Source organism: Photobacterium sanguinicancri, from assembly GCF_024346675.1.
In the GTDB taxonomy this organism is placed as follows: Bacteria; Pseudomonadota; Gammaproteobacteria; order Enterobacterales; family Vibrionaceae; genus Photobacterium; species Photobacterium sanguinicancri.
The window spans coordinates 913,892-934,199 of the sequence record NZ_AP024851.1 but is presented as its reverse complement, the minus strand read 5'-3'; the positions used below and the strand labels follow the sequence as shown (position 1 = coordinate 934,199).

Here is a 20,308-nt window from a genome sequence, read left to right as displayed (position 1 = left end):
TTAGCGATTACTGCATATTTGTTAACACCTGTGATAGATGCCAAAGTTCAGTCTAAATTCTTCCTATTGCGGTGGAAATGACTGATGAGTGTGGATATTCATCCATTGACCATCGCGCTTTTCGAGTACCACAGTAATGGCGTATGGGCCGGCTTCAAGCTTGTTACCTTTTGTATCATATTGGGTATAGGTTGCGTCTGCCATGTACAAAGCCGATGTATCTGAGGTCATGGTGACTTTTTCACGTAAATTAGTAATGTCCTGACGAGCTACACCTTCAAACGCGGCCTCATAGAAAGTGATAGCCTCCTCGCGACTCCATAATGAAAACCCAGCCATAATATAGGTGTGATCAGCAGGTGCGGCTGCAAACATTCCAGCTAAGTTCGCTGTACGAGCGTTGTCCCACATTGAGTGCACCGTTTCTAATACTTCTGTGTGGTCGTCATTTGCTATCGCTATCGGCATATTAAATGAGAAGGCTAAGATTAAGGCGGTTAGCGTCGGTTTTAGTTTCATCGTCATTCGTCCTGTATTGATAAAAGCCCCTCAACATCTATTTATTGAGAGGCTGATTGTCTATTGTCGAAATATTACTTAGTAGGAGTTACGTCTTGAAACGCGGGTTCAACGCCGTAGATAGTTGTTGATGTGTACTCAACCGTAGAGAAGTCAATCTTGTCTAGGTCAACTTTACGTATCTGCTGGTTATCAGCAGTACGGAAGTAGTAATCCATGTTGGCGATGTCAACAACGTTACCGTAACCTACCATTTGCGGGTCAGGTGATACCCATTCCCAGTACATAGTCCCTGGGACGATTTCCATGTCGTTAAGCAGTGCAAACGCTCTAGAAACACCGTTATCGCGAATATCGCCTGCTTTTTTGTTCTGATCCATCGCTGCTAGTGTGGTTGCAATGCGAGTAAATCGACCATCTGGAGCGGAATCACGTTTATCAAAGGTATCAATCGTTTCGCTCGTACGTGCATTCACTTCTTTGATTGCCGCATTGGCCAGTTTAGCTTGAACTGGGTATGACGGATCGTTGGTCATGGTGCCTAAGTCATTTTCATAGATGGTCGGGTAGCCTGTGCCATCTACATATTCAACGATGATGGCTTGGTCTTTGTCGCGGATAGCGAAGTGCATACCAACCGTCAGGTTATGAGCCACTTTAATGGTTGTGGTTTCAACTTTAGTTTTCTTAAGCAATTCAACCGCTTCATCGACAGATTTCGCGTTGGCTAGAATAAGTCCAACCACTTCAAGATAATTGACATCGCCTTCACCTTCAGCGGCGTATTTAGACTCAATCAGCGCTAAAGACTCAACGTTAACACCGTGCTCATTAAAACCTGACGAAATCCACTCTGTGTCACCGTGGCGCATACCAATGAATCCCGCATCGCCAGACTTACCATTGATTTCGTAACCTTGAGGTACCGTCACTAGGTGCTCTTGCATAAAATCAGGGGCTTCCATTGAACGCGCAACGTAAGCGTTACCATCCATTTCGAACGTTGCATAAGAACATGCGTTTGCCGTTTGAATTGCACCAAAAGTCGTCGCTGCCATCGTTAAAGCTAATAGTGTTTTTTTCATCTTGATACCCTGTAATTAGTTTAACCAACGTTGCGTCGTCATCGCTGGTTTGTCTTTGATGGAGCTATTATGTAGGTAAAAAATGAACACAAAAACTCACATGATGCACCCTTTGGTTGTTTATGCCATTATGGGTATCGGCTTATTAATGGAAGGCAATAGATATGGATTTTTCTCTCGCTCAAATGGAGGCGTTTACTGCTACTTATGAATATGGCAGCTTTAAAGCCGCCGCTGAAAAACTCAATAAACGCCGCCAAGTCATTACTAAACTCGTTTGTTCAATGGAAGAAACCTTCGATATATCCCTGTTTGACAGAAAAATAAGGTACTTAGAGCCCACCGAAGTGGCCCACAAACTTTTCCCCGTGATCAATCGAACATTAATTAATAGCAGTAAAGTGCAAAGTGCCATTCGACGCCTTGAACGAAAGCAAACAAAACAATTGAGTGTGGGTATGGATAGTATGCTGGTTTGCCCTGAAATAATGGGCTGCTTTCGAGAGCTATTGAGGTCATTTCCAGATTTGCAGTTAGATATACGTACGGGTAGCACAACAGAGATGTTTGATTGGTTGACGGAAAAGAAAGTAGAACTCGCCCTGCGGTTTTACCCATTTTCAGTCGAAGGTGAAGTGGTAAAAATAACCGCGTTCAACTTTGAGGTTATCAATATTGCTTCGTCGCAGTTAGTCAACCATGGCGCAGTGATCTCGGAAGATGATTCATCACAAATGGCTCAGGTTGTGCCTAAGTTTGTTTATCACTTTAATCACCAAAAACAACATGTTTTTAGCGATAAACCCATAGTATCGAATAACCTGCAACAAACCCTATCTATGGTAGAAGAAAGCATGGGTTGGACGGTAGTACCAAAGTTTATGGTGCGTAATCAGCTTGCAGAGGGCACGTTCTCTAGTTTCACAATCGAAGGCGCGTCCCCAATCTATTGGTCAGCAGAGTTGATTTACTTAAGTGAAGACGATTTAAGCCTAGCGGGTGATTTGCTTATCCAGCAAGTACAAAGTCTCAGTTTCTAACGTTTGTTTAATTCCGACTCTAAAGCTTGAACGTGTTGAGTGAAAATATCGCCAGCCAGCGTGAGCTTCTCATCACTTTGATAGATAACTTCTGCTGTCCAAACAACAGAAACCGAACCTTCAATATAGAATTCAGAAATGGTTTGTTCTTTGATGAGTTTTTTCACGCTAAATCCAGGTACGACAGCCCATCCAATTTCCGCATTGATCATTTCAACGGTTGCTTGCAAATTATTTGAAATGACGACTCTATCGCTCTGTACATGTCCTTTATCAAGCTCGTACTGAAACACAAACTTAGGAACAATCTGGTTTAGGTTCGCGAGCTCTTGAGCAGTAACAACGGCGCCACGTGGGATTAGGTTGTTATGTGCAATGGTAATGGTGGGGAAATTAAATGCGCTGATGGTGACAAGCTCTTCTTCTAAAGCAAAAGGAGAAGCCCTTAGCCCCATATCTGCAGTGCCATCTTGTACCCACAGGCTAACCTGTTTTGTATTTCCCGTTAGTATTTCAAGATCTATGGTTGGGATCTCTTCTAATACTGCCTTGTAGCAGCGCGTTATTTCAGTGCTCATTAACTGGCTGTCTATCGCTAACGTAAAGCTCGATGGCAACTCATCTTCAAAGCTTTCTAACATTTCGGCTATCTGTTCAGAATCTAACAGCACTCTTTTCGCCAATTTATACAGCTTTTTAGCTTGCTCGGTGGCTTCTAACCGACGTACATGACGCTCAAATAGTAAAACCCCACAGCTTTCTTCCATATTGGCAACCAATTTTGCAATAGCTTGGCTACGCTTCTCTAGACGAATCGCCGCACTTTTAAAACTTCCAGTTTCGTAAGTAATAACAAATGCTTGTAGCTGTGACAATGAAAAGTCCATAGGTATCTCCTAACGGTTTATTGGGATTATAGACTACTTTAGGTTGTCCATTGAAATTTTATGGATTAACTATTGGGGTGCATGATAGCTCCATCAAAACGAATTAGAGCGACAAGGCTCTTAACCTAGACGCTCTTAAACTAGACACTATGTGGAGTTCATCATGAAAAAATCAATTATCGCATTAGCATTAGCCGCTACAACTGTCGCGGGTCTTACTGCGACAGCACATGCTTGTTCTTACTCTTACATTACAGATGCCAGCGGTAATCAGTTCATCAGCCGTACTAACGAACTGCCGATGGAAACCGAAGAAAACCTAATTGTTGTTCCTCGCGGTCATGAATTCCGCGATTCAACATCTGAATACGGCTTTGTCGGTATGCGCCATGGTGACACTCAAATGATTTCCTCAGGCCTCAACGAGCACGGTGTCAGCATCGAAGCTCTTGGATTCTGGGCAGCGGAATACTCTGATAAAAAAGAAGGTGATGCGACCTCTCTTTCTATCGTGTCGACCATGTTAGGTAACGCAAAATCGACCGACGAAGCGGTTGAAATTGCGAAGAAGCTTACTGTTGTATACGAAGATATGAAGCAATTTAATGGCGTGACCGTCGCTTTTCACTACGCCATCAATGACGGCGAGCGCGCAGTAGTGATTGAGCACGTTAATGGTGAAGCGGTGGTTTACGAAAATACGCTCGGTGTTATGACCAATGATCCTAGCTATCCCGAGCAAGAAAAACTGGCGAAAGCAGCCATTGAAAAAGTGAATGCTCGCAATTCAGAAACCTTAGATGTATTTCCGGGCTTCAGCACCAGCTCTGAAGATCGTTTCTCGCGTATAGCAGCGTTAAATGCTGCTTACGGAAAAAATAAACCAGCGAACGATGGCCGTGATGAAGGCGTTAACCGAGCATTCTCTATGCTAAATAATATGGAACTCGTTCCGGGTTCAATGTACTGGGAGTTCTTGTCTCCACTTCCACAAATCGTAGCGTATGGCAACGTGGTTGATATTGAAGATAAAGCGTATTACTTCCGTACTTATGATAATCCGACGATTCGTAAAATTGATTTAGACAACATTAACTTTGACTCAGTGTCGTACTCCGCAACGCCTATCTACGGAGTAGAAGCAAGCTACGTTGAAGTGCCGTTGAAATAAGATCTTATCATTAAGGCCAACCTATGCTGGCTGTACGTTAACAACGAACGTATTCCATCACATCCACGCCCCCTTTTGCCGTATGCGACTTTAAGGCAAAGGGGGAGGGGATAACTACCTATATTCTTTCCTCGTACCTTAAATATGATAAAAAATGTAAGATTCATTTTGCTGAAAAAGAAAAAGAAAGATAGAAATAGATTGAGGATCGGCCGCGAATCAAGTGATTGCGTGACCGCAGCGATCTGCGGTCGAGCGTCTGTGTACTCGCGGAACAAGAGGTGACGTCGTTACCTTGAATAACTAGCTCAGAACTATTTAACTGACTTAACCGCTTCCATCAGGGTTGTATTGAACTCATTCGGTTTCTCTAACATCGGGAAGTGCCCTGAGCCTTCAATGTAATAGATGCTGTAGTCTTTGATATGTTTCTTATTCTCTTCCGAGTTGGTTGGCCATAACCGAGCATTCACGAGCACCACAGGCACATTAACACTCTCATACACTTGGCTCGCTTTACCACTCACATATTGGCCTAGGTAATGGCGGAATTGGTTTATCGCAATAGCTGGAGGGGCAGATGCCATGTCTTGTGTTACCCAGTGGAGCAATTCTGTATTTACATCTTTTGGCAGTGAGCCTTGAACGAATACCGACATACCTTTTTGAAAGTCTTCTTCAAATGGCTTGGTCATTGCCTCAAGGTCACTTTGTGCGAATGCTAATGCCACGTTTTGCGATGTATCAACACCAATAATGCCTTTCACTTTCTTCGGCATGAGCTTCGCTGCTTCTGCTATGACGCCACCCGCCATCGAATGTCCAACCAAGATGACAGAATCAAGTTGTTCATTCTCAACGACCGCCTTAATGTCATTCGCGAAAGCGACCATGGTGTATTCTTTTCGGTTGAAAGACGAGTTCCCATGCCCAGCTAAATCCATGGTGATCACTTGGTACTGCGGTGAAAAGTAACCAAGCTGGTTCTGCCAAAGCCTACTGTCTAAACTCCAGCCATGAATGAAGATAAGCGCAGTTTCTCCGCGACCACTGGTACTATAAGCGATCAGTTCACCATCGCTGGACGTCGCAACACCGTACTTAGATGGTGTGTTGCTCGCCAAAACACCCACGCTGTTTAATGACATGAATGCCAAAAATGTCATCATCAAAATTAAACGTTTCATTGTTTCTCTCTATTTACTTTTAGAGGCACAGGAAATATTCCTCTCAATCAATATAGTCACGATAAACTATGAAGCCTTAGACAGGTCAAGGTCAGCTTTGAGATAAATTTGCCGTTTAATTTGTTGATGTGGTGTTCAATTCAGAAAGGTCGTCAGCATATAAAGCACAACAGTTTAAAGTGATTATGCATAAGCTGTGGGGCGGGCGTCGTTACTTAGAATTACCGCAAGGTGGGTGGTGGCATAGTTGATTTGGCCGCTACAGGATGAACACTTATTGGACTAGACATAGGGGACTCCACCAAACAATGAAACAGGTATCGACCCAGAAAGCTACCTGCGAGGTTATAGAAGGTGAAAACGAGAAGCTAATGACATACTTCGATGACACAATGTTAGCGCATTTGTGTCCAGATGGGTTTCAGCGATCACAGGTTTCAGCGATAACCTTCTGACTCGTTCTTGCCCCGAAATCGCTTAGACCAAAGACTCTATAAAATTTCGTAATGTGTGTTTTCCCTACCAAAACTAATCCGATTTAGAGAGGCATATAATCACCTCATATACTAGACAGTATTGTGAAATAATATGTGATGAAATTTTTGCGCTTGCTTTGCGCTGACTAAAACGCTGCTCATAATTAATATTAATTAAATTTAATTATTTTATTTCAGCACTTTAGGTGGTAAGTTTTCGCCTTTATTTGTTTGATTTTATAGGTTTATCTTGTGCGGTATTTTTCTATTTTCCCTATAATTGTAGCGCTTGCTGGTAGTCCGAGTTTAGCTGCCGATCCATTATCAGAATTTCAACATGAATTACAACAGCCGAAGCTTAGTGCTGAGCAGCGACTTGCGCTGGCTGAATCTATCACCAAGCATACCGCTTGGAGTGCAGGGGCATTAGCGCAATTCTATTACACGGGTGAGGGGCTAGAGTCGCCGAATAAAGATCGCGCGTTGGCAATGTTTGAATTGAGCGCACAATTAGGCGATGCGTATTCAGCTTACAGTGCATTTTTGGGTCATCTCCAAGGTTGGTCAAGTCAATCAGACCCAAGCAAAGCGTCACCATATTTATGGCAAGCCGCAAAAGCCGATATTAGACAATCTCGAATGTATTTAGCGGAAGGTTATCGAACGGGCAACTATGGGTTGCCTCAAGATTTAAAAGCTGCGATGCAATGGGCTAACACGACTGAAGTGCCGCCGCAAATGCACTTGGATATGTGTCTTCAAGAGGACCCTTTATATCTAAGCCAGCATTGTGTTAATGAATGGGTTAAACCTGCCGCATTGCAAGGCGATACGATAGCAAGTTACCGTATGGGATTACAGTTTCAGCATGGCATTAGTATGCTGACTCCAGATCTAAATGAGGCTAATACTTGGTTTGAAAAGGCGGGTAACTACGGACCTGCGTTATTCGCTCGTGGTGATCTTTTATTTGCTCAACAAGGAAACACTTTTTTCACTAAAGACGATAGCGAGCAGATGAAATCATTGTTGTTCTCTGCCGCTCAGGCGGGTGAGTTACACGCGTTTACAGAACTCGCATATGTGATGATGAATGGTGGTGAATCTGACTCTGCTTTGACGTTACTAAGTCAAGCCGACATAGTTGGATCGTGTGACGCTGAATGTAAGTATCAATTGTCAGTACTGCTTGAAAAAAGCGAGCCCGAAAACGCTGAAGCATATTTACAAAGTGCGATGAGTGAAGGTGATGCCAATGCTTTGCTTGAAACGGCACTTAAACAAGCCCAAGATTTACCCGATACTCGCGCTAAAATCTACCAAGCAGCAATTAAAGGCAATGTAACTGCAATGCTATGGTTGATGGATAGAGCAAATGAGTCGGGCGATAAAAAGCAAGCGATTATTTGGCGTCAAGAAGCCGCAGCTTTTCAAGACAGGTATAGTCAGTTTGAGTTGGCCTTGCACGCGAGGAAAGAGCAGTGGTATGAAGCTTCTAGCTATTGGAAGAGCAGAAACGGGTTTTCTAATCGATTTAAAGATGACGTTAATGTCTTAGCTGATAGCGGACGTCCTGAAGTACGTGAGGATGCCATTCAATATACGAAACAATTTGGCGGTGATCTGAAAAAGCGTTATCAGGCGTTGAACGCTCAGCATGATGAGCCAAATTATTATTTAGAACATAACCGCTTACTTAACCAACTTAAGCGTGTTCGCTTTCGTGAATACTCATTATCACCATGGAGGATTGTCGCTGAAGCCCCTGATGTACCGCAAATAGAGGCTTATAACCGTGGTGATATGAAAGTGCCAAGGAGACATAAAGATGGGCGTTTAGCCGTGGATGGAGCTTGGAATCCGCCCGAGAAACTACCGTTTAAATTATTGGCTAATAATCAAAGTGTGCAACAAAGCCATTGTGGATACTTATTTAATCGTGCGACAGGGGATCATCTTTTAATCCACCGCTTGAAAGGGGGATGTCGTCCTGAACCAAGCATATTGACTCGACTTGAGCAAGAAGGGGCGAAAAAGCTAGTTCATAACGACGCGGCTTCAGCTGCTCTATTTGATGATGGAAGTGTTGTCACTTGGGGCGGTGCAATGGCTGGTGGCAGTCCTATTCTTGCGGCATCTAATTTTGAAGATTCAGCCTATCAAAGCCTTGATGATGAACTCAAAGTTTATCGTCGTTTACAAGCGAATATTGTCGATATCGCGCCCGTGCAAAGCCATTTCCTCGCTTTAGATAGCTCAGGGGATATTTTGCTTTGGGGGCCAATGGCTTATCATTTTGGTGGTGAAATTCAAGGCGAGTATCAAGCACTGGCGGCGAGCCCTGATAGTGACCGCTTTTGTGCGTTGAGTCGCAACGGTGATGTCGATTGTTGGGATTTAGGTGGCGGCGCTTCACCAGTAGTAATTGCTCATAACAAGGCTCGAGTGATGAAAGTTGAAGGTACTTTTGACACTTTTGCAATGCTTGATGAACAAGGGCAATTGACTTTACAATCGATCGTTATGAATCAAAATACCGATGATTTAGTACCGACGCTTGATAAAAATAAGCGCTGGAAAAAGCTAGAACAAGTGATTGTCTATGGTAGATTGCGAACACTACTGGTTGATACAGATGATAAACTTTATTACATAAAGCCACATCATCAAAAGTTGGAATTAAAATCGGTACGTAATATTGGCAAAGAAACGTTATTCATTACTTCAAATGAAACAATGGCATATTTGAACTAGGCTGTTTCTTTGCATGGTAAGGGCCTCTTTAGCTGTATCAGGTAAAGAGGCTTTTTTATCTTATTCAGGAAAATGTTAGGTGTGATCAGCCGGTGCGGTTACAAACATTTCAGCTAAGTTCGCTGTACGAGCCTTGTGCTAAATGATGAGCCATTTAATACATGGCTGGAACAGAACTATTTAACTGACTTAACCGCTTCCATTAGGGTAGCATTGAACTCATTCGGTTTCTCTAACATCGGAAAGTGCCCTGAGTCTTCAATGTAGTAGATGCGGTAGTCTTTAATGTGTTTCTTATTTTCTTCTGAGTTAGTCGGCCATAACCGAGCATTCACGAGTACCACTGGTACATTAACACTCTCATAGACTTGGCTTGCTTTACCACTCACATATTGGCCTAGGTAATGGCGGAACTGGTTTATCGCAATATCTGGAGGGGCAGATGCCATGTCTTGCGTTACCCAGTGGAGCAATTCTGTATTTACATCTTTTGGCAGTGAGCCTTGGACGAATACCGACATACCTTTTTGAAAGTCTTCTTCAAATGGCTTGGTCATTGCGTCCAGGTCACTTTGTGCGAAGGCTAATGCTACGTTTTGCGATGTATCAACACCAATAATGCCACCCGCCATCGAATGTCCAACCAAGATGACAGAATCCAGTTGTTCTTTCTCAATGACCGCCTTAATGTCATTCGCGAAAGCGACCATGGTGTATTCTGTTCGGTTGAAAGACGAGTGTGGATCTTATATCTCTTATCTCGACGACACTTCACTCGCACAATTTTCGTGCTTTCTTCGATAGAAACGTAATCAATATATTGGCCTGGAAAGCTAAATAGAGTGGAACTCAATGACATAAGGTAGGGCAGAGTTCTGTTAACAAAATAAACTTCGTATCCCAAAATGAAGAACGGCACCATTGAACGAGATGCCGAAGATGAAAGGTGATGGACAAAAGTTATCAATGGAATACAACAATTGATGAAATATTTATACATGCTTAACTGATAGTTAAAATACCTCTACCTTAAATCACTCTTGCCCTTATAACTAAGTTGGATTTAGCAATGATGATTCATTACACATCTCACTCAATGCCATGTTTAAGCTTATTTAACTACAGGTACCATATAGTCGAGCCCCCATATCTCCTTTTCCTGTTGGCCTATCTTCTTTGTTGGAAAAGCCAAGACAATGAAATGAAACTTTGTGCTTAAGAGAAAAGATCATATCCAATGCTTTCACATTAATGGATAAACAAATAACATGGATGGTTTCACTATATGATTCAGGAAGTGATTCAACTATGTTTTTTATGGTTTTTCCGCTATCAATAACTGAGTCGATAATCACTATACTTTTGTTTTCATATACGGAAAATTCATTGTTGTCAGATTTTTTGTACATGTAAAAGTTACCATCATAATTATTTATGAATCCATTAGATATATAGTTTCCTGAGCGATCCATCGAAATCACTTGGTAGTTTTCTTGGGCTAAGTTAGTTTTGGAGTAAAATGAATTTACTAGCAACTCGCCAATCTTATGATGTAGCCTACGCAAAGCTGATGGTGATAGCTCTGAGTCAAATTGTTTACCGTATAAACTTCTAATTTCTAGAGTTTGCGGAAGATAATATTCATTTAAAAATACAACGTCAGAATATCTTTTGCTAGTAAAAATACCATCTGAAATAGTGTGATTTAATACTCCGAATTCAATGTTGTTTTTAATGCAATAGTCTTCGGCTGCTTGAAACTCCTTTTCGGAACGCTCTTTTGTCTCCTCTAAGCTTCTTACCTTTCTATTTCTCACTTTAGAAGAATTATCATTGTTAACATTGCTTTCTATCATTTTTGATGAAGAGTTCAAATGAATAATACCATTGGATACCCCATTATTATTGGTAGCCATAGCATTAACCCTTACACCAGTTACTGAATTATCAACGTACATATGGCCATCTAAAAATAAGTACTCATATTTATTTTTGTCGCTGATAAATTCATGATGAAATTTATTCACTAATTCTTCACGTACATCATCATTCACTGAATTAAAATCGTTCAGTGTATCTATACCTTTTCTCTTGAGGAAACTAAAGAAACGAGAGGATGTCTGAATTGCAAAACCACCGTCAATGCTCTTGGCCAGTTGTTTAGATACGGTTGTTTTCCCTGAGCCTTCTAAGCCAACTAAGTAATAAAATTTGCTATTATCCATATCAAAGACTCTCTCTCATATACTGCTCAGCTTTTAGTATTATTTTTGCCATATTATTACGAGTTTGGACTGCCACTGGAATATTAGACTCATTGCCAATAGTTGCACAGGAGTAACATGCCGTTCTAGGATCTTTTGCTGCTAAATAGCTAGATACATCGCTGACTGAAGTTTCAGAATTAATTAGTAAACCCTGTTCGTCCCACCTTTTCTTAGCTATACGAGAACAACTAAAAAGGCGGCCACGTTCTAGAGTGACATCATATTTTCTATAGAAGCAAGTCGACCAATGATGTCTTGTTTGTTCCGGATCATTATTAACTTCACTAAGTAGATCATCCCAAGCGGTTTTTCTTCTAAATTCAATGTTTCCCTTGTAATTTAGAGCTTTTATATATTGCCTCCAGATATTTTCAAACTCTTCTGTCATAACATAGTCACTAATGACCAAACTATCTAAATTAGCTAAAGTGTTTTTAGTTATTCCTTTAGGATAAAGACCATTTGTAACCACTTCAATTTGTTCAGATATACCAACTTTTCTAATTTCTATAAGATGATCGTTAAGACTTTTTGACAAAGATGCCTCTCCTCCTGCAATAACAATCTTTTCGACTTTTACACCACATGTTTTTAATAGCCTAAGTGATGTAATATGTTCATCTATCCCTTCTCCGTTGACAGGAGTTACTTGGTTAGGAATGTTGAAACCGCATCTATGACAATTCAAGTTACATTGATTAGTTATAGATAATTCCAGTTCTCTAATTTTGCCTTCCGATAACGGATTAGCATCTTTATTTTTCCTCATAGGAGAGTTATTAGCCAAACAGTTTGTTGATTTTCCTTTTCCAAAATATTACCCTTTTTAATTTTAATTTTAATTTTATTTATACCAATTTAATTTCGAGATAGAGGCGTGATTTTGTAATAAACACTGATATTGTATAGCAAATCAATATTGTCTCATCGCCCTATTAGCACTTTGAATAATTTCGCTCTTTGATATCATTTACTATAAACGCTAAAACAGTAAACAGCTCCTAATCCATAAATCCTAAGTCTAGATTATCTTTCCATTCACCCTCATTCCTTAGTTGAATTTCACAGTAGTAATCTTGGAATGGGGCATATTCCTCATGTTATTTTGTATATCGCTTACCATCTTACCCAACTACACTACTTAATCTTAAGTTTTGACGCTCTGTTTTTCTTAGCCATATATAAAGGCCTAAAGTAAGTGCAGCGTCAAAAAGCAGAGCGAAACCAAACATTAGGGCGATAGCTTCTAGTGATGGAATAAACCAGCCTATTTGATAAGCAATATAAGCTCCGCCATAAAACAATGTATTAACGATGAGGGATTGATAAAGCATCAAATCTGTTCTACCTAAGCCATAAAAGTAGCTATCGATAACATTATTAAGGGCAAATACTGCGTAAAACCCTATTAATAAAGTTGCAAGTTGAACAATAGGGCCAGACTCTGTTACTCCCATCACCGTTATGATGAAAACATCCCATAAAGGCGTACTTATCAGCCACAAACCAATAATGACGAAGCTCAAAATAAGATACGCATTGATCTTTTCTGGTGTAAGGCTTCGGCTTGTTGCCGTATCTTGCTTAACTAATTGCCCTAACGCGAGAATCGGTAGGAGTAACCATCCCCATATAAAGTTATTTGTGATCCAGTAGACACCAGCTTGCTGAATCTGATTAATAAGTTGCAAGATCATAACTAAAAATGCAAAGTTACGGACAAAGGATTCCAATCCAGACTTAAAACCAATCTTAAACCAGACTCTGAGCCATTTTTGGTGCTGAAACTGAATGTATCGAAGCTGAAAACCATCCTTAGTTAAATAAAGAATCGATACCACTGAAAGTGATAAATTGACAAAAATATTGGTTATAGCAATGCCATTGACACCTAAAGAGAGTGAGAGTGGCAACTGACTGACAAAAATACTATCACCTAGTAGCGTTAGTACCGTTTGTAATACCAATAGGGCATATAATGCTCGTTGATTATCTTTTAAAACCAGCACTAAATTAAAAAACGCAAACACACTAGACAGTAGAATAGCTATCGATTCTAAGCGAATGTACTCAATGGTTTGTATGATCAAAGATGAATCTTGCTGCATGCCTGTAACCAATTTTGACGCAAACATCAATACGAATGCGGTAACAATCAGGTAAAGCAGAAGAACAACTATTAATGATGTTGAAACGCGTAACTGATAAGCGCGTTTTTCTGAAATAACTTGACCTAGAATAAAAGCCAGCGGGATTAATAATGCTTCGCTGAGCACTTCATAACCAATATTTAACCATGCTACTTGTGCGGCAATACTAAATGCCCATATATCGGGCATATCACCTAAGAGATGAATTCTCGTTGTTGAGTATATTAACGGAATAAATCCGTTAAGTATGAGTACCAATAAAAGCTTATAATTAATGCTTTTGATTTGATTGATTAGCATTTTATTTTTCTTCTATAATCGTGAAACTAGTAGTGATTTTTGGTTAAGTGCCAACCCTTATTAAAAGGGCATTCATACAGTTTTAAGTGCTTTCCCTTCTCTTGGAACAGAATCTCGGCTCTTTGCTTGGCGATTTGATATGTCGGGTAGAGTTGTTTGTTTTTGCCATCACCCCCTGTGCAATTAAAACAAGTTTTACTTGGTGTGTGTCGGTGCTTGGGGGCCAAATGCCAATGTTCACATCTTTCACATTGATAAGGAACGAAATCATGTCCATGGCATTGATTTGCATAGTTCGCTGCATTAGTGGCTTCTAATTCAGTGAAATAAACAGACAATGGTTGACTTGTTGTGCGGCTAAAACAGATTGAGCTTTTCATTAATGATACCTCATGTTGAGTTATGGTGTTTGCATTTAATAAAGCAAATAAGGCGCCAATATTGGGATGCGGCTAAAAAGAAATAAAAATACTTATAAATCAAATACTTGCGATGATTTCTTTTTGGCTGCTGTATTTACTCTCTCTTGACGTAAACTTTTTTGTTATCTATTATTAACCAAAAAGTTCGCTGTTGGCTGTGAGGAATGCTTTAAATGTCTGAAAAATTTACTTTTATCACCCCATTTTTTGAGTGGCATGGGATTGGTTTTTTAGATGTCATACTCCAAGCAATGAATGATGCTTATCAAAAAAATAGCGCCCTTCCTTCAAATACGGAGCGATTTGACTCGTATCAGATGCACGAGAAATTTTCTCAAAATGGTGAATTGAAGTGTCTTGAAAGAGTGGTGTATTTATTACCAAAAAATTATCAAGTGATTGTAGGAAGATCCTCTCGATGGAAAGAGTTTGTATCTGATGAAAAGCAAAAAAACATTCGGGAAAGTATTAAAAGGACTGCAACAAATTATGCCGAAACTAAAGAAGATTTAGAAAAGTTGGTTTTGTACTTTAATAGTACTGAAGATAAGAACTTTCCAGATTATCAATGGTTGAAGGAAAATTGGCGACATCATCAAGACCTTTGGCATATTATGAATGAATTCAGCATTGGAACTCAGGTTGCTTGGTATAAGGATAATTCATCGATCTATAAAAAATCACAAAAGATTGAGTTTGTTGAGCTAGAGATAGAGTATGCTCAATTACATGATGAATATGGAACCGCGACAGCCTTGAGAGATTGGTTGGCAGAGCAGCATTTAAACCAACATACTTATGTAAACCTATGGGGAGCTATGACAAGTTTTCAGATCGCTTTTCATTATTTATCCTGGGCGTCACCTCGTTTTAAATCAGCACATCTTGTAAAGTGTATTAATGAAAAAAAATCTAATGTCCAGGAGAGACTTACACCGATAAGAATAGAACAGGCAAATAAGGATTTATTAGTTCAATTGCGTGCTGATGATCTGGGGCAATATGGTTTATCTGATCAACAAGAAAAGACATATCGCTGGCTAAATAAATATAGAGAGCTTGGAGATAACTTTACAATTCTATTGCTTGGGCCAAGAGGTATAGGTAAAACAAAAGTCGTAAGAGATGTTTATGCTGATAAAGACGGAGATGTAATCAGTGTAAATTGCGCACAGTTTCAGAGCAATCCAGGACTGGCAAGAAGTGAGTTATTTGGTTATGAAAAAGGTGCATTTACAGGGGCGGATGAAAAGAAAACTGGTGCTTTTTCAGAAGCAAACAATAAAACGTTATTTCTAGATGAGATCCATCATCTTGATAAAGCGACTCAATCACTGTTACTTACGGCACTGCAAACTGACGACGAGGGGTTCTTTGCTTTTACTCCATTAGGTAACAATAATCAGGAAAAGGTTAGATTTCAGTTGATTACGGCTAGCAATCAAAAGATTGAGCAATTGGCAGAATTGATATTACCTGATCTTCTTGACCGAATAAGTCAAAGAACTCTTGAATTTTCTCCACTGCAATCAGGAGTGGCAATCCGTGGTGAGTTTATCCATGTATGGGACAAAATGGAATTTAAAGGGGTATATAATCCTATTGATGAGGATAAAGAATTCCTCTCTTGGTTAGCAAGTGAAGATCGTGTATTTAGTGGTAATTATCGAGACTTACAGAAAATAGCAATTTTATGTGCTGATCATCATCGTTGCTCTGATCTGCTAAAGAATACATCATTAGTTAGCTATGTTGAATCAACTTGGCGACAAACAATAGCTAGTCGACCAAAGGATGTTTCAATTGAAAATTTCTTAGATGAACATAATAAGTTTTCATTGAAAGAGATAACTGATGAATTTAAAGCGAAAGTTGTACGAGCGGCGGAGCTATATAATGGCGATATAAAAACTGCGGCTAATATGCTTGGGATCACGCCTAAAAATCTGATTGAGATCAAAAGAAGAGTTAAGGATTGATCCTAATAAGGTCAAAATCTCTTGGTTCACTACACTCCCTTAAATTGTGATTCTGGCACGTTTCTGCCCAATTATGACTCACGTTCCATTAAGCCAACTATACCCCTCAACTTTAAACAATCCCCAAAGCAGGGTTGCGCAATAATCACTTTGTCACAATGCGCTATAGCAACCCAGCGTGATCTGCTTTAGAGTCTGATGGGTATTCTTTGCGATTTTTTCTCTTCATTTCTACCATTCGAGGTCATCATGTTTACTCAGCGTCCTATTAAACAAGCCAAGACGATAGATAACGTCTACGGCAGCGCTTATTATCACCTCGAAGCGAAAGATCGCACCATTGGTGAGCTACGAAAAAAGCTAGAGGCAAAAACCGATAATCAAGAATGGATAGACACGGTTTTAAATGACTTGATAGACCGTGGTTACCTTAAATCGGATAAAAAGTTTGCGGTACATTTTGCTGAAATGGCGTTTAATTCAGAAAAGGGCCGTCAGTACATTTTAACCAAGCTGAAAGAGAAGGGGATTGAGAACTCGGCCGCGAATGAAGCGATTGATTACCTTGTGAACCGCGACAACATTTGTGAACTTACCTTATTGAATAGCCGCCTTTCGGCTATGCGTTTGGAGGGTTTTTCGAGTGATAAACTCTATTCGGCACTGCTTAAGCATGGCTTTCGATCTTCTGATGTGCGCGAAGCGATTCAATCTCATCCTGTCGCATCAACACTGTCCTCTAAGCAACAAATCAAAGCGGATAAAGCTGATATCGTGAAAGAGATTGAGCGGTTAGCCCGTAAGTTAAAAGGCAAGTCTTTTATTAAGCGCGAGCTACAGCAAAAGCTGATCGATGTGTCTCAGTTTGATGAACAAATTGAGAAACTAGAAATGGATGGTTCGATTGATTTCTATCAAAACTGCCAACTACGGTTAGAGAAAAAACGCTTTGATTTAACGAACTCAAAAGAGAAAAGCAAAGCTTACGCCTATTTGTACTCTCATGGTTTTAGCTCGGATGAAATTAAAGAAACACTGTCGAGCTGACGTTCTTAGCACTTTTACGCTTTAATTGAGGGGATTGCTTTTATATAGAGCATCATATTACTGATGGTGCAATCTTAAAAACGTATTAAGCGCCTTGCCAGCTATTCTCAATGAGTATGGATTTGTTGCTTTAACCTTGCCTGCGATATGATATTAATTGCCTTGTGGTATAGTGTGAGCGGTAAGTAATGGTAATAAGTGAAAAGTGACAAATGCGTCTTCACCTTAAAAAATACAATCTGCTCATTACTGTCTGGGTACTGACATTAGTAGTAACACTTCCTTCTATATCGTATGTATTCATCAAATCATGGGAAACCCATAAGGGTGTCTTAGCGAATAAAATCGATGCGCTATCTGATGAGTTTAATTATGATATTAAAACAAATCTAGCTTCGCTTAATGAGCGTTTCCCGACTGCGCAAGTATGCGACAAAGCCGTAATTCAGCTAATGAAACAGGTTGATTACAATGCAAAATACCTAACAGATTTTGCTGTCGTACACGACAATCAGATCATCTGTACGTCAGAAAGTGGAATGCTAACGGAACCCATTTCCCTTCCTAAGCCTAATTGGGTGACGGCTGGCGGTGTTAGCATTATTCTAGGTATGCCAATTCCACTTTTCGATGGGCAAGTAACAGGAATAACGGCACAAGTCGGTTCTTTTTTGGCTTTTCTGGACTACCAACAATCTGAGAGTAAGACTGATCACCTATGGCTGAAATACATTAACTACGGCCTTAACAAAGGAAAGAAAACATACAGTTATGGTGATAAGGTATTTTCAGCTAACGGTTTTGTCGAATTAGTTTCCGGTCGACAATGGTATGAAGATGGACATTGGCTATTTAGTGAATGTCGTGGTGACACTGAATGCAAAATCATTGCGGTTGATATTCTGGCTTATTTTGAGGCGGAGAAAACGGCAGTTATCTTTTCGGCTGTTTTCTTAATCATATTGATGAGCTTAATGACCCAGCTGGGCTTGCGATTACATCGTTGGCTTTATAGTCTGCCACGGCAAATACGCAACGGCATGAATAATCAACAGCTGGAATTACATTATCAGCCAATCATCGGTTTTGTTTCCGGCGAGATTGAAGGATGTGAAGTGCTGTGTCGCTGGCATACGGTGGAAGGTAAGCTGATCCGCCCAGATGAGTTTATTGCGATGGTGGAGACGAATAGACAAACTCGTGAGTTAACGGAACTTGTCGTATCTAGGTGTATTGCTGATTTACAACACGCTGAGCTACTAGGTAAATGCCGAGTGGCTATTAATGCATTTCCTGATGATATCGCTTCTGGTCATATTCTTCGTGTCTTTCGTCGCCAGCTGCCGATCAAAGATTACTCTACATTTACAATTGAGTTGACTGAGCAAAAGATCAGTGACCTTCCAGCCCTTAGCGAAGGGGTTCGACAGCTCCGAATGCTGGGTTTTCAGGTGGCGATTGATGATTTTGGTACAGGCTTTTCTAATCTTGAAGGATTGCGCGAACTGAGTGTCGACATCCTTAAAATCGATAAAAGTTTTGTCTGGGGAGCGGAGAAGCCGTCATTGAAACAAAGTCTGATTGAGCATATTGTCAATATTGCCAAATCATTGCAGCTTAAAATTGTCGCAGAAGGGGTTGAAACTCAAGAGCAATTTAATTTCTTGCGCTCAATGGAAGTGGATTATAGCCAAGGATATCTGCACAGTCGTCCGGTTTGCTTGAGTGAGTTTGCGGACTTATTGAATACTCCAGCAACAGTGAGTAGTCCAATAATACAGCCCGGTTAAACAAGTATTAAGGGTTAAACTATGTAATTGGCTTGGTCACCACAACTAAAAAGGTTAACTGCGATCAGCTGTGGTGACCTGACGTTCTTAGCTTCTTGATGCGTTATTTTGATTTAACTTAGTACTTACTTTTGGTTTGTTTCTGAATTACTTATGACTCATCTTTTGCGTTAGAATTTGCTCAGCACGTTGTTTTTCAAGTTGTGGACGACGATGAATCGCCCAGTAAGTTAGCCCTACAAAGAAACCACCACCAATAATATTGCCGATAGTGACGGGGATCAGGTTGTTTAACACCATATTCGCTACGTTAAGGTCGGCAAACTCCGCAGCCGTATGGCCAGTTTGAAGCCAAAACTCAGGTGACGCGAAGGATTGGATCACTATGCCCATAGGGATCATAAACATGTTGGCGATGCTGTGCTCAAAGCCGCAGGCAACAAACATAGCGACAGGCAGAATCATGACCATCACTTTGTCGGTCGCGCTATGGCACGAGAAGGTCATCCACACCGCTAAGCACACCATCAAATTACACAAAATACCCAGCACGACCGCTTGAATAAAGGTGTGATGGATTTTGTGTTGCGCCACTTGCATTGCATGAATACCCCATTCACCGCTGTTACCTAGGTGCTGCTTGGCAAGCCAAATCAAGGCCACAAAAAAGAGTGCTCCCAGCATGTTGCCGAAGTACACGGTTACCCAGTTGCGGATTAATTGTCGAGTAGTGATACGGTTACTGGCTCGGGCAACCGTGGTTAATACCGTCGAGGTGAACAACTCGCCGCCACAAATCACCACCAAAATTAGGCCAAGACTAAACGCAATGGCCCCGACGAACTTCGCCATTCCCCATGCCATGTCGCCAGAACCTGTGGTGACTGTGATATAGAAAACAAACGCGATAGAGATAAACACCCCCGCGGTGATCGCGAGCACAAAAGATTGTAGTGGGTTTTTGGTGGCTTTATAGATACCGACTTCTTCAGCCTTAATCGTCATGTCGGTGGGCATGAGGGCATCAAATGGGTTTTGTTCGTTACTCATTATTTTATTCTCCCCTGGTAGGGTTATTGTGTAAGCCTAAATATCACGCAAAAGGCACTGTGCAATATTGGCTTTAGCTGTTGTTAGATATTGGATACACACACTAGGTATCAATAACCGTGCCAGATGAAAATTAAGTGTTAAGTGATTGTTTTAAATGAAGGCAAGATGTTGTCGCTAGGTA

Annotated in this window: 15 protein-coding genes and 1 pseudogene; 6 read left to right on the top strand and 10 right to left on the bottom strand. The window is 40.6% G+C overall.

The features are described from left to right. Positions 1 to 63 precede the first annotated feature (63 nt). Together OCU87_RS21185 and OCU87_RS21180 are read right to left on the bottom strand one after the other, a co-directional pair. Positions 64 to 519: a nuclear transport factor 2 family protein gene (locus tag OCU87_RS21185; protein WP_062687739.1), complete on the bottom strand. Its 456-nt coding sequence runs from the start codon at positions 517 to 519 to the stop codon at positions 64 to 66. 74 nt (positions 520 to 593) lie between these two features. After that, entirely contained in the window at positions 594 to 1,604 is a 1,011-nt protein-coding gene (locus tag OCU87_RS21180; RefSeq protein WP_261858402.1) for a linear amide C-N hydrolase, read from the bottom strand. 164 nt (positions 1,605 to 1,768) lie between these two features. Here OCU87_RS21180 and OCU87_RS21175 point away from each other — a divergent pair, with 164 nt between their 5' ends. Beyond that, the gene (locus tag OCU87_RS21175; protein WP_261858401.1) at positions 1,769 to 2,644 is read left to right on the top strand and encodes a LysR family transcriptional regulator; all 876 of its coding nucleotides are present in this window, start codon (positions 1,769 to 1,771) and stop codon (positions 2,642 to 2,644) included. On the opposite strand, the gene OCU87_RS21170 is transcribed toward OCU87_RS21175, so the two are convergent. Next, positions 2,641 to 3,531, bottom strand: a complete 891-nt coding sequence (locus OCU87_RS21170) for a LysR family transcriptional regulator (protein WP_062687743.1) — start codon at positions 3,529 to 3,531, stop codon at positions 2,641 to 2,643. The two genes, OCU87_RS21175 and OCU87_RS21170, sit on opposite strands and share 4 nt — an antisense overlap. A 163-nt stretch (positions 3,532 to 3,694) precedes the next feature. On the opposite strand from OCU87_RS21170, the gene OCU87_RS21165 reads away from it, so the two are divergent. Beyond that, complete coding sequence (locus OCU87_RS21165; protein ID WP_062687744.1) at positions 3,695 to 4,702, top strand: linear amide C-N hydrolase; 1,008 nt, start codon at positions 3,695 to 3,697, stop codon at positions 4,700 to 4,702. A gap of 314 nt (positions 4,703 to 5,016) precedes the next feature. On the opposite strand, the gene OCU87_RS21160 is transcribed toward OCU87_RS21165, so the two are convergent. Next, on the bottom strand, positions 5,017 to 5,889 hold the full coding sequence (locus OCU87_RS21160; protein ID WP_261858400.1) for an alpha/beta fold hydrolase: 873 nt from the start codon (positions 5,887 to 5,889) through the stop codon (positions 5,017 to 5,019). Between the two features lie 728 nt (positions 5,890 to 6,617). Here OCU87_RS21160 and OCU87_RS21155 point away from each other — a divergent pair. After that, entirely contained in the window at positions 6,618 to 9,119 is a 2,502-nt protein-coding gene (locus OCU87_RS21155; protein WP_261858399.1) for an SEL1-like repeat protein, read from the top strand. Positions 9,120 to 9,295: 176 nt separating this feature from the next. On the opposite strand, the pseudogene OCU87_RS21150 reads toward OCU87_RS21155, so the two are convergent. The 5 genes and pseudogenes from OCU87_RS21150 to OCU87_RS21130 form a co-directional block, all read right to left on the bottom strand. Beyond that, positions 9,296 to 9,859 (bottom strand): annotated as a pseudogene (locus OCU87_RS21150) (alpha/beta fold hydrolase); the annotation flags it as partial. Between the two features lie 375 nt (positions 9,860 to 10,234). Continuing rightward, entirely contained in the window at positions 10,235 to 11,344 is a 1,110-nt protein-coding gene (locus OCU87_RS21145; RefSeq protein WP_261859335.1) for an AAA family ATPase, read from the bottom strand. Between the two features lies 1 nt (position 11,345). Further along, entirely contained in the window at positions 11,346 to 12,173 is an 828-nt protein-coding gene (locus OCU87_RS21140) for a GTP 3',8-cyclase MoaA family protein (protein WP_261859334.1), read from the bottom strand. A gap of 337 nt (positions 12,174 to 12,510) precedes the next feature. Next, positions 12,511 to 13,836, bottom strand: a complete 1,326-nt coding sequence (locus OCU87_RS21135) for an MATE family Na+-driven efflux transporter (RefSeq protein WP_261859333.1) — start codon at positions 13,834 to 13,836, stop codon at positions 12,511 to 12,513. 26 nt (positions 13,837 to 13,862) lie between these two features. After that, the gene (locus OCU87_RS21130; RefSeq protein WP_261859332.1) at positions 13,863 to 14,216 is read right to left on the bottom strand and encodes a hypothetical protein; all 354 of its coding nucleotides are present in this window, start codon (positions 14,214 to 14,216) and stop codon (positions 13,863 to 13,865) included. 215 nt (positions 14,217 to 14,431) lie between these two features. Here OCU87_RS21130 and OCU87_RS21125 point away from each other — a divergent pair, with 215 nt between their 5' ends. From OCU87_RS21125 to OCU87_RS21115, 3 genes are all read left to right on the top strand, one after another. Continuing rightward, positions 14,432 to 16,237 carry a sigma 54-interacting transcriptional regulator gene (locus OCU87_RS21125; RefSeq protein WP_261859331.1) on the top strand — a complete coding sequence of 602 codons (1,806 nt, stop codon included), beginning with the start codon at positions 14,432 to 14,434 and terminating at the stop codon, positions 16,235 to 16,237. A 249-nt stretch (positions 16,238 to 16,486) separates the two neighbouring features. Then, entirely contained in the window at positions 16,487 to 17,284 is a 798-nt protein-coding gene (locus OCU87_RS21120; RefSeq protein ID WP_261859330.1) for a regulatory protein RecX, read from the top strand. A gap of 212 nt (positions 17,285 to 17,496) precedes the next feature. Continuing rightward, positions 17,497 to 19,074: an EAL domain-containing protein gene (locus tag OCU87_RS21115; RefSeq protein ID WP_261859329.1), complete on the top strand. Its 1,578-nt coding sequence runs from the start codon at positions 17,497 to 17,499 to the stop codon at positions 19,072 to 19,074. Between the two features lie 147 nt (positions 19,075 to 19,221). Here the strand turns inward: OCU87_RS21115 and focA are convergent, their stop codons facing one another. After that, positions 19,222 to 20,124, bottom strand: a complete 903-nt coding sequence (focA, locus tag OCU87_RS21110; RefSeq protein ID WP_261859328.1) for a formate transporter FocA — start codon at positions 20,122 to 20,124, stop codon at positions 19,222 to 19,224. Positions 20,125 to 20,308: the final 184 nt, after the last annotated feature.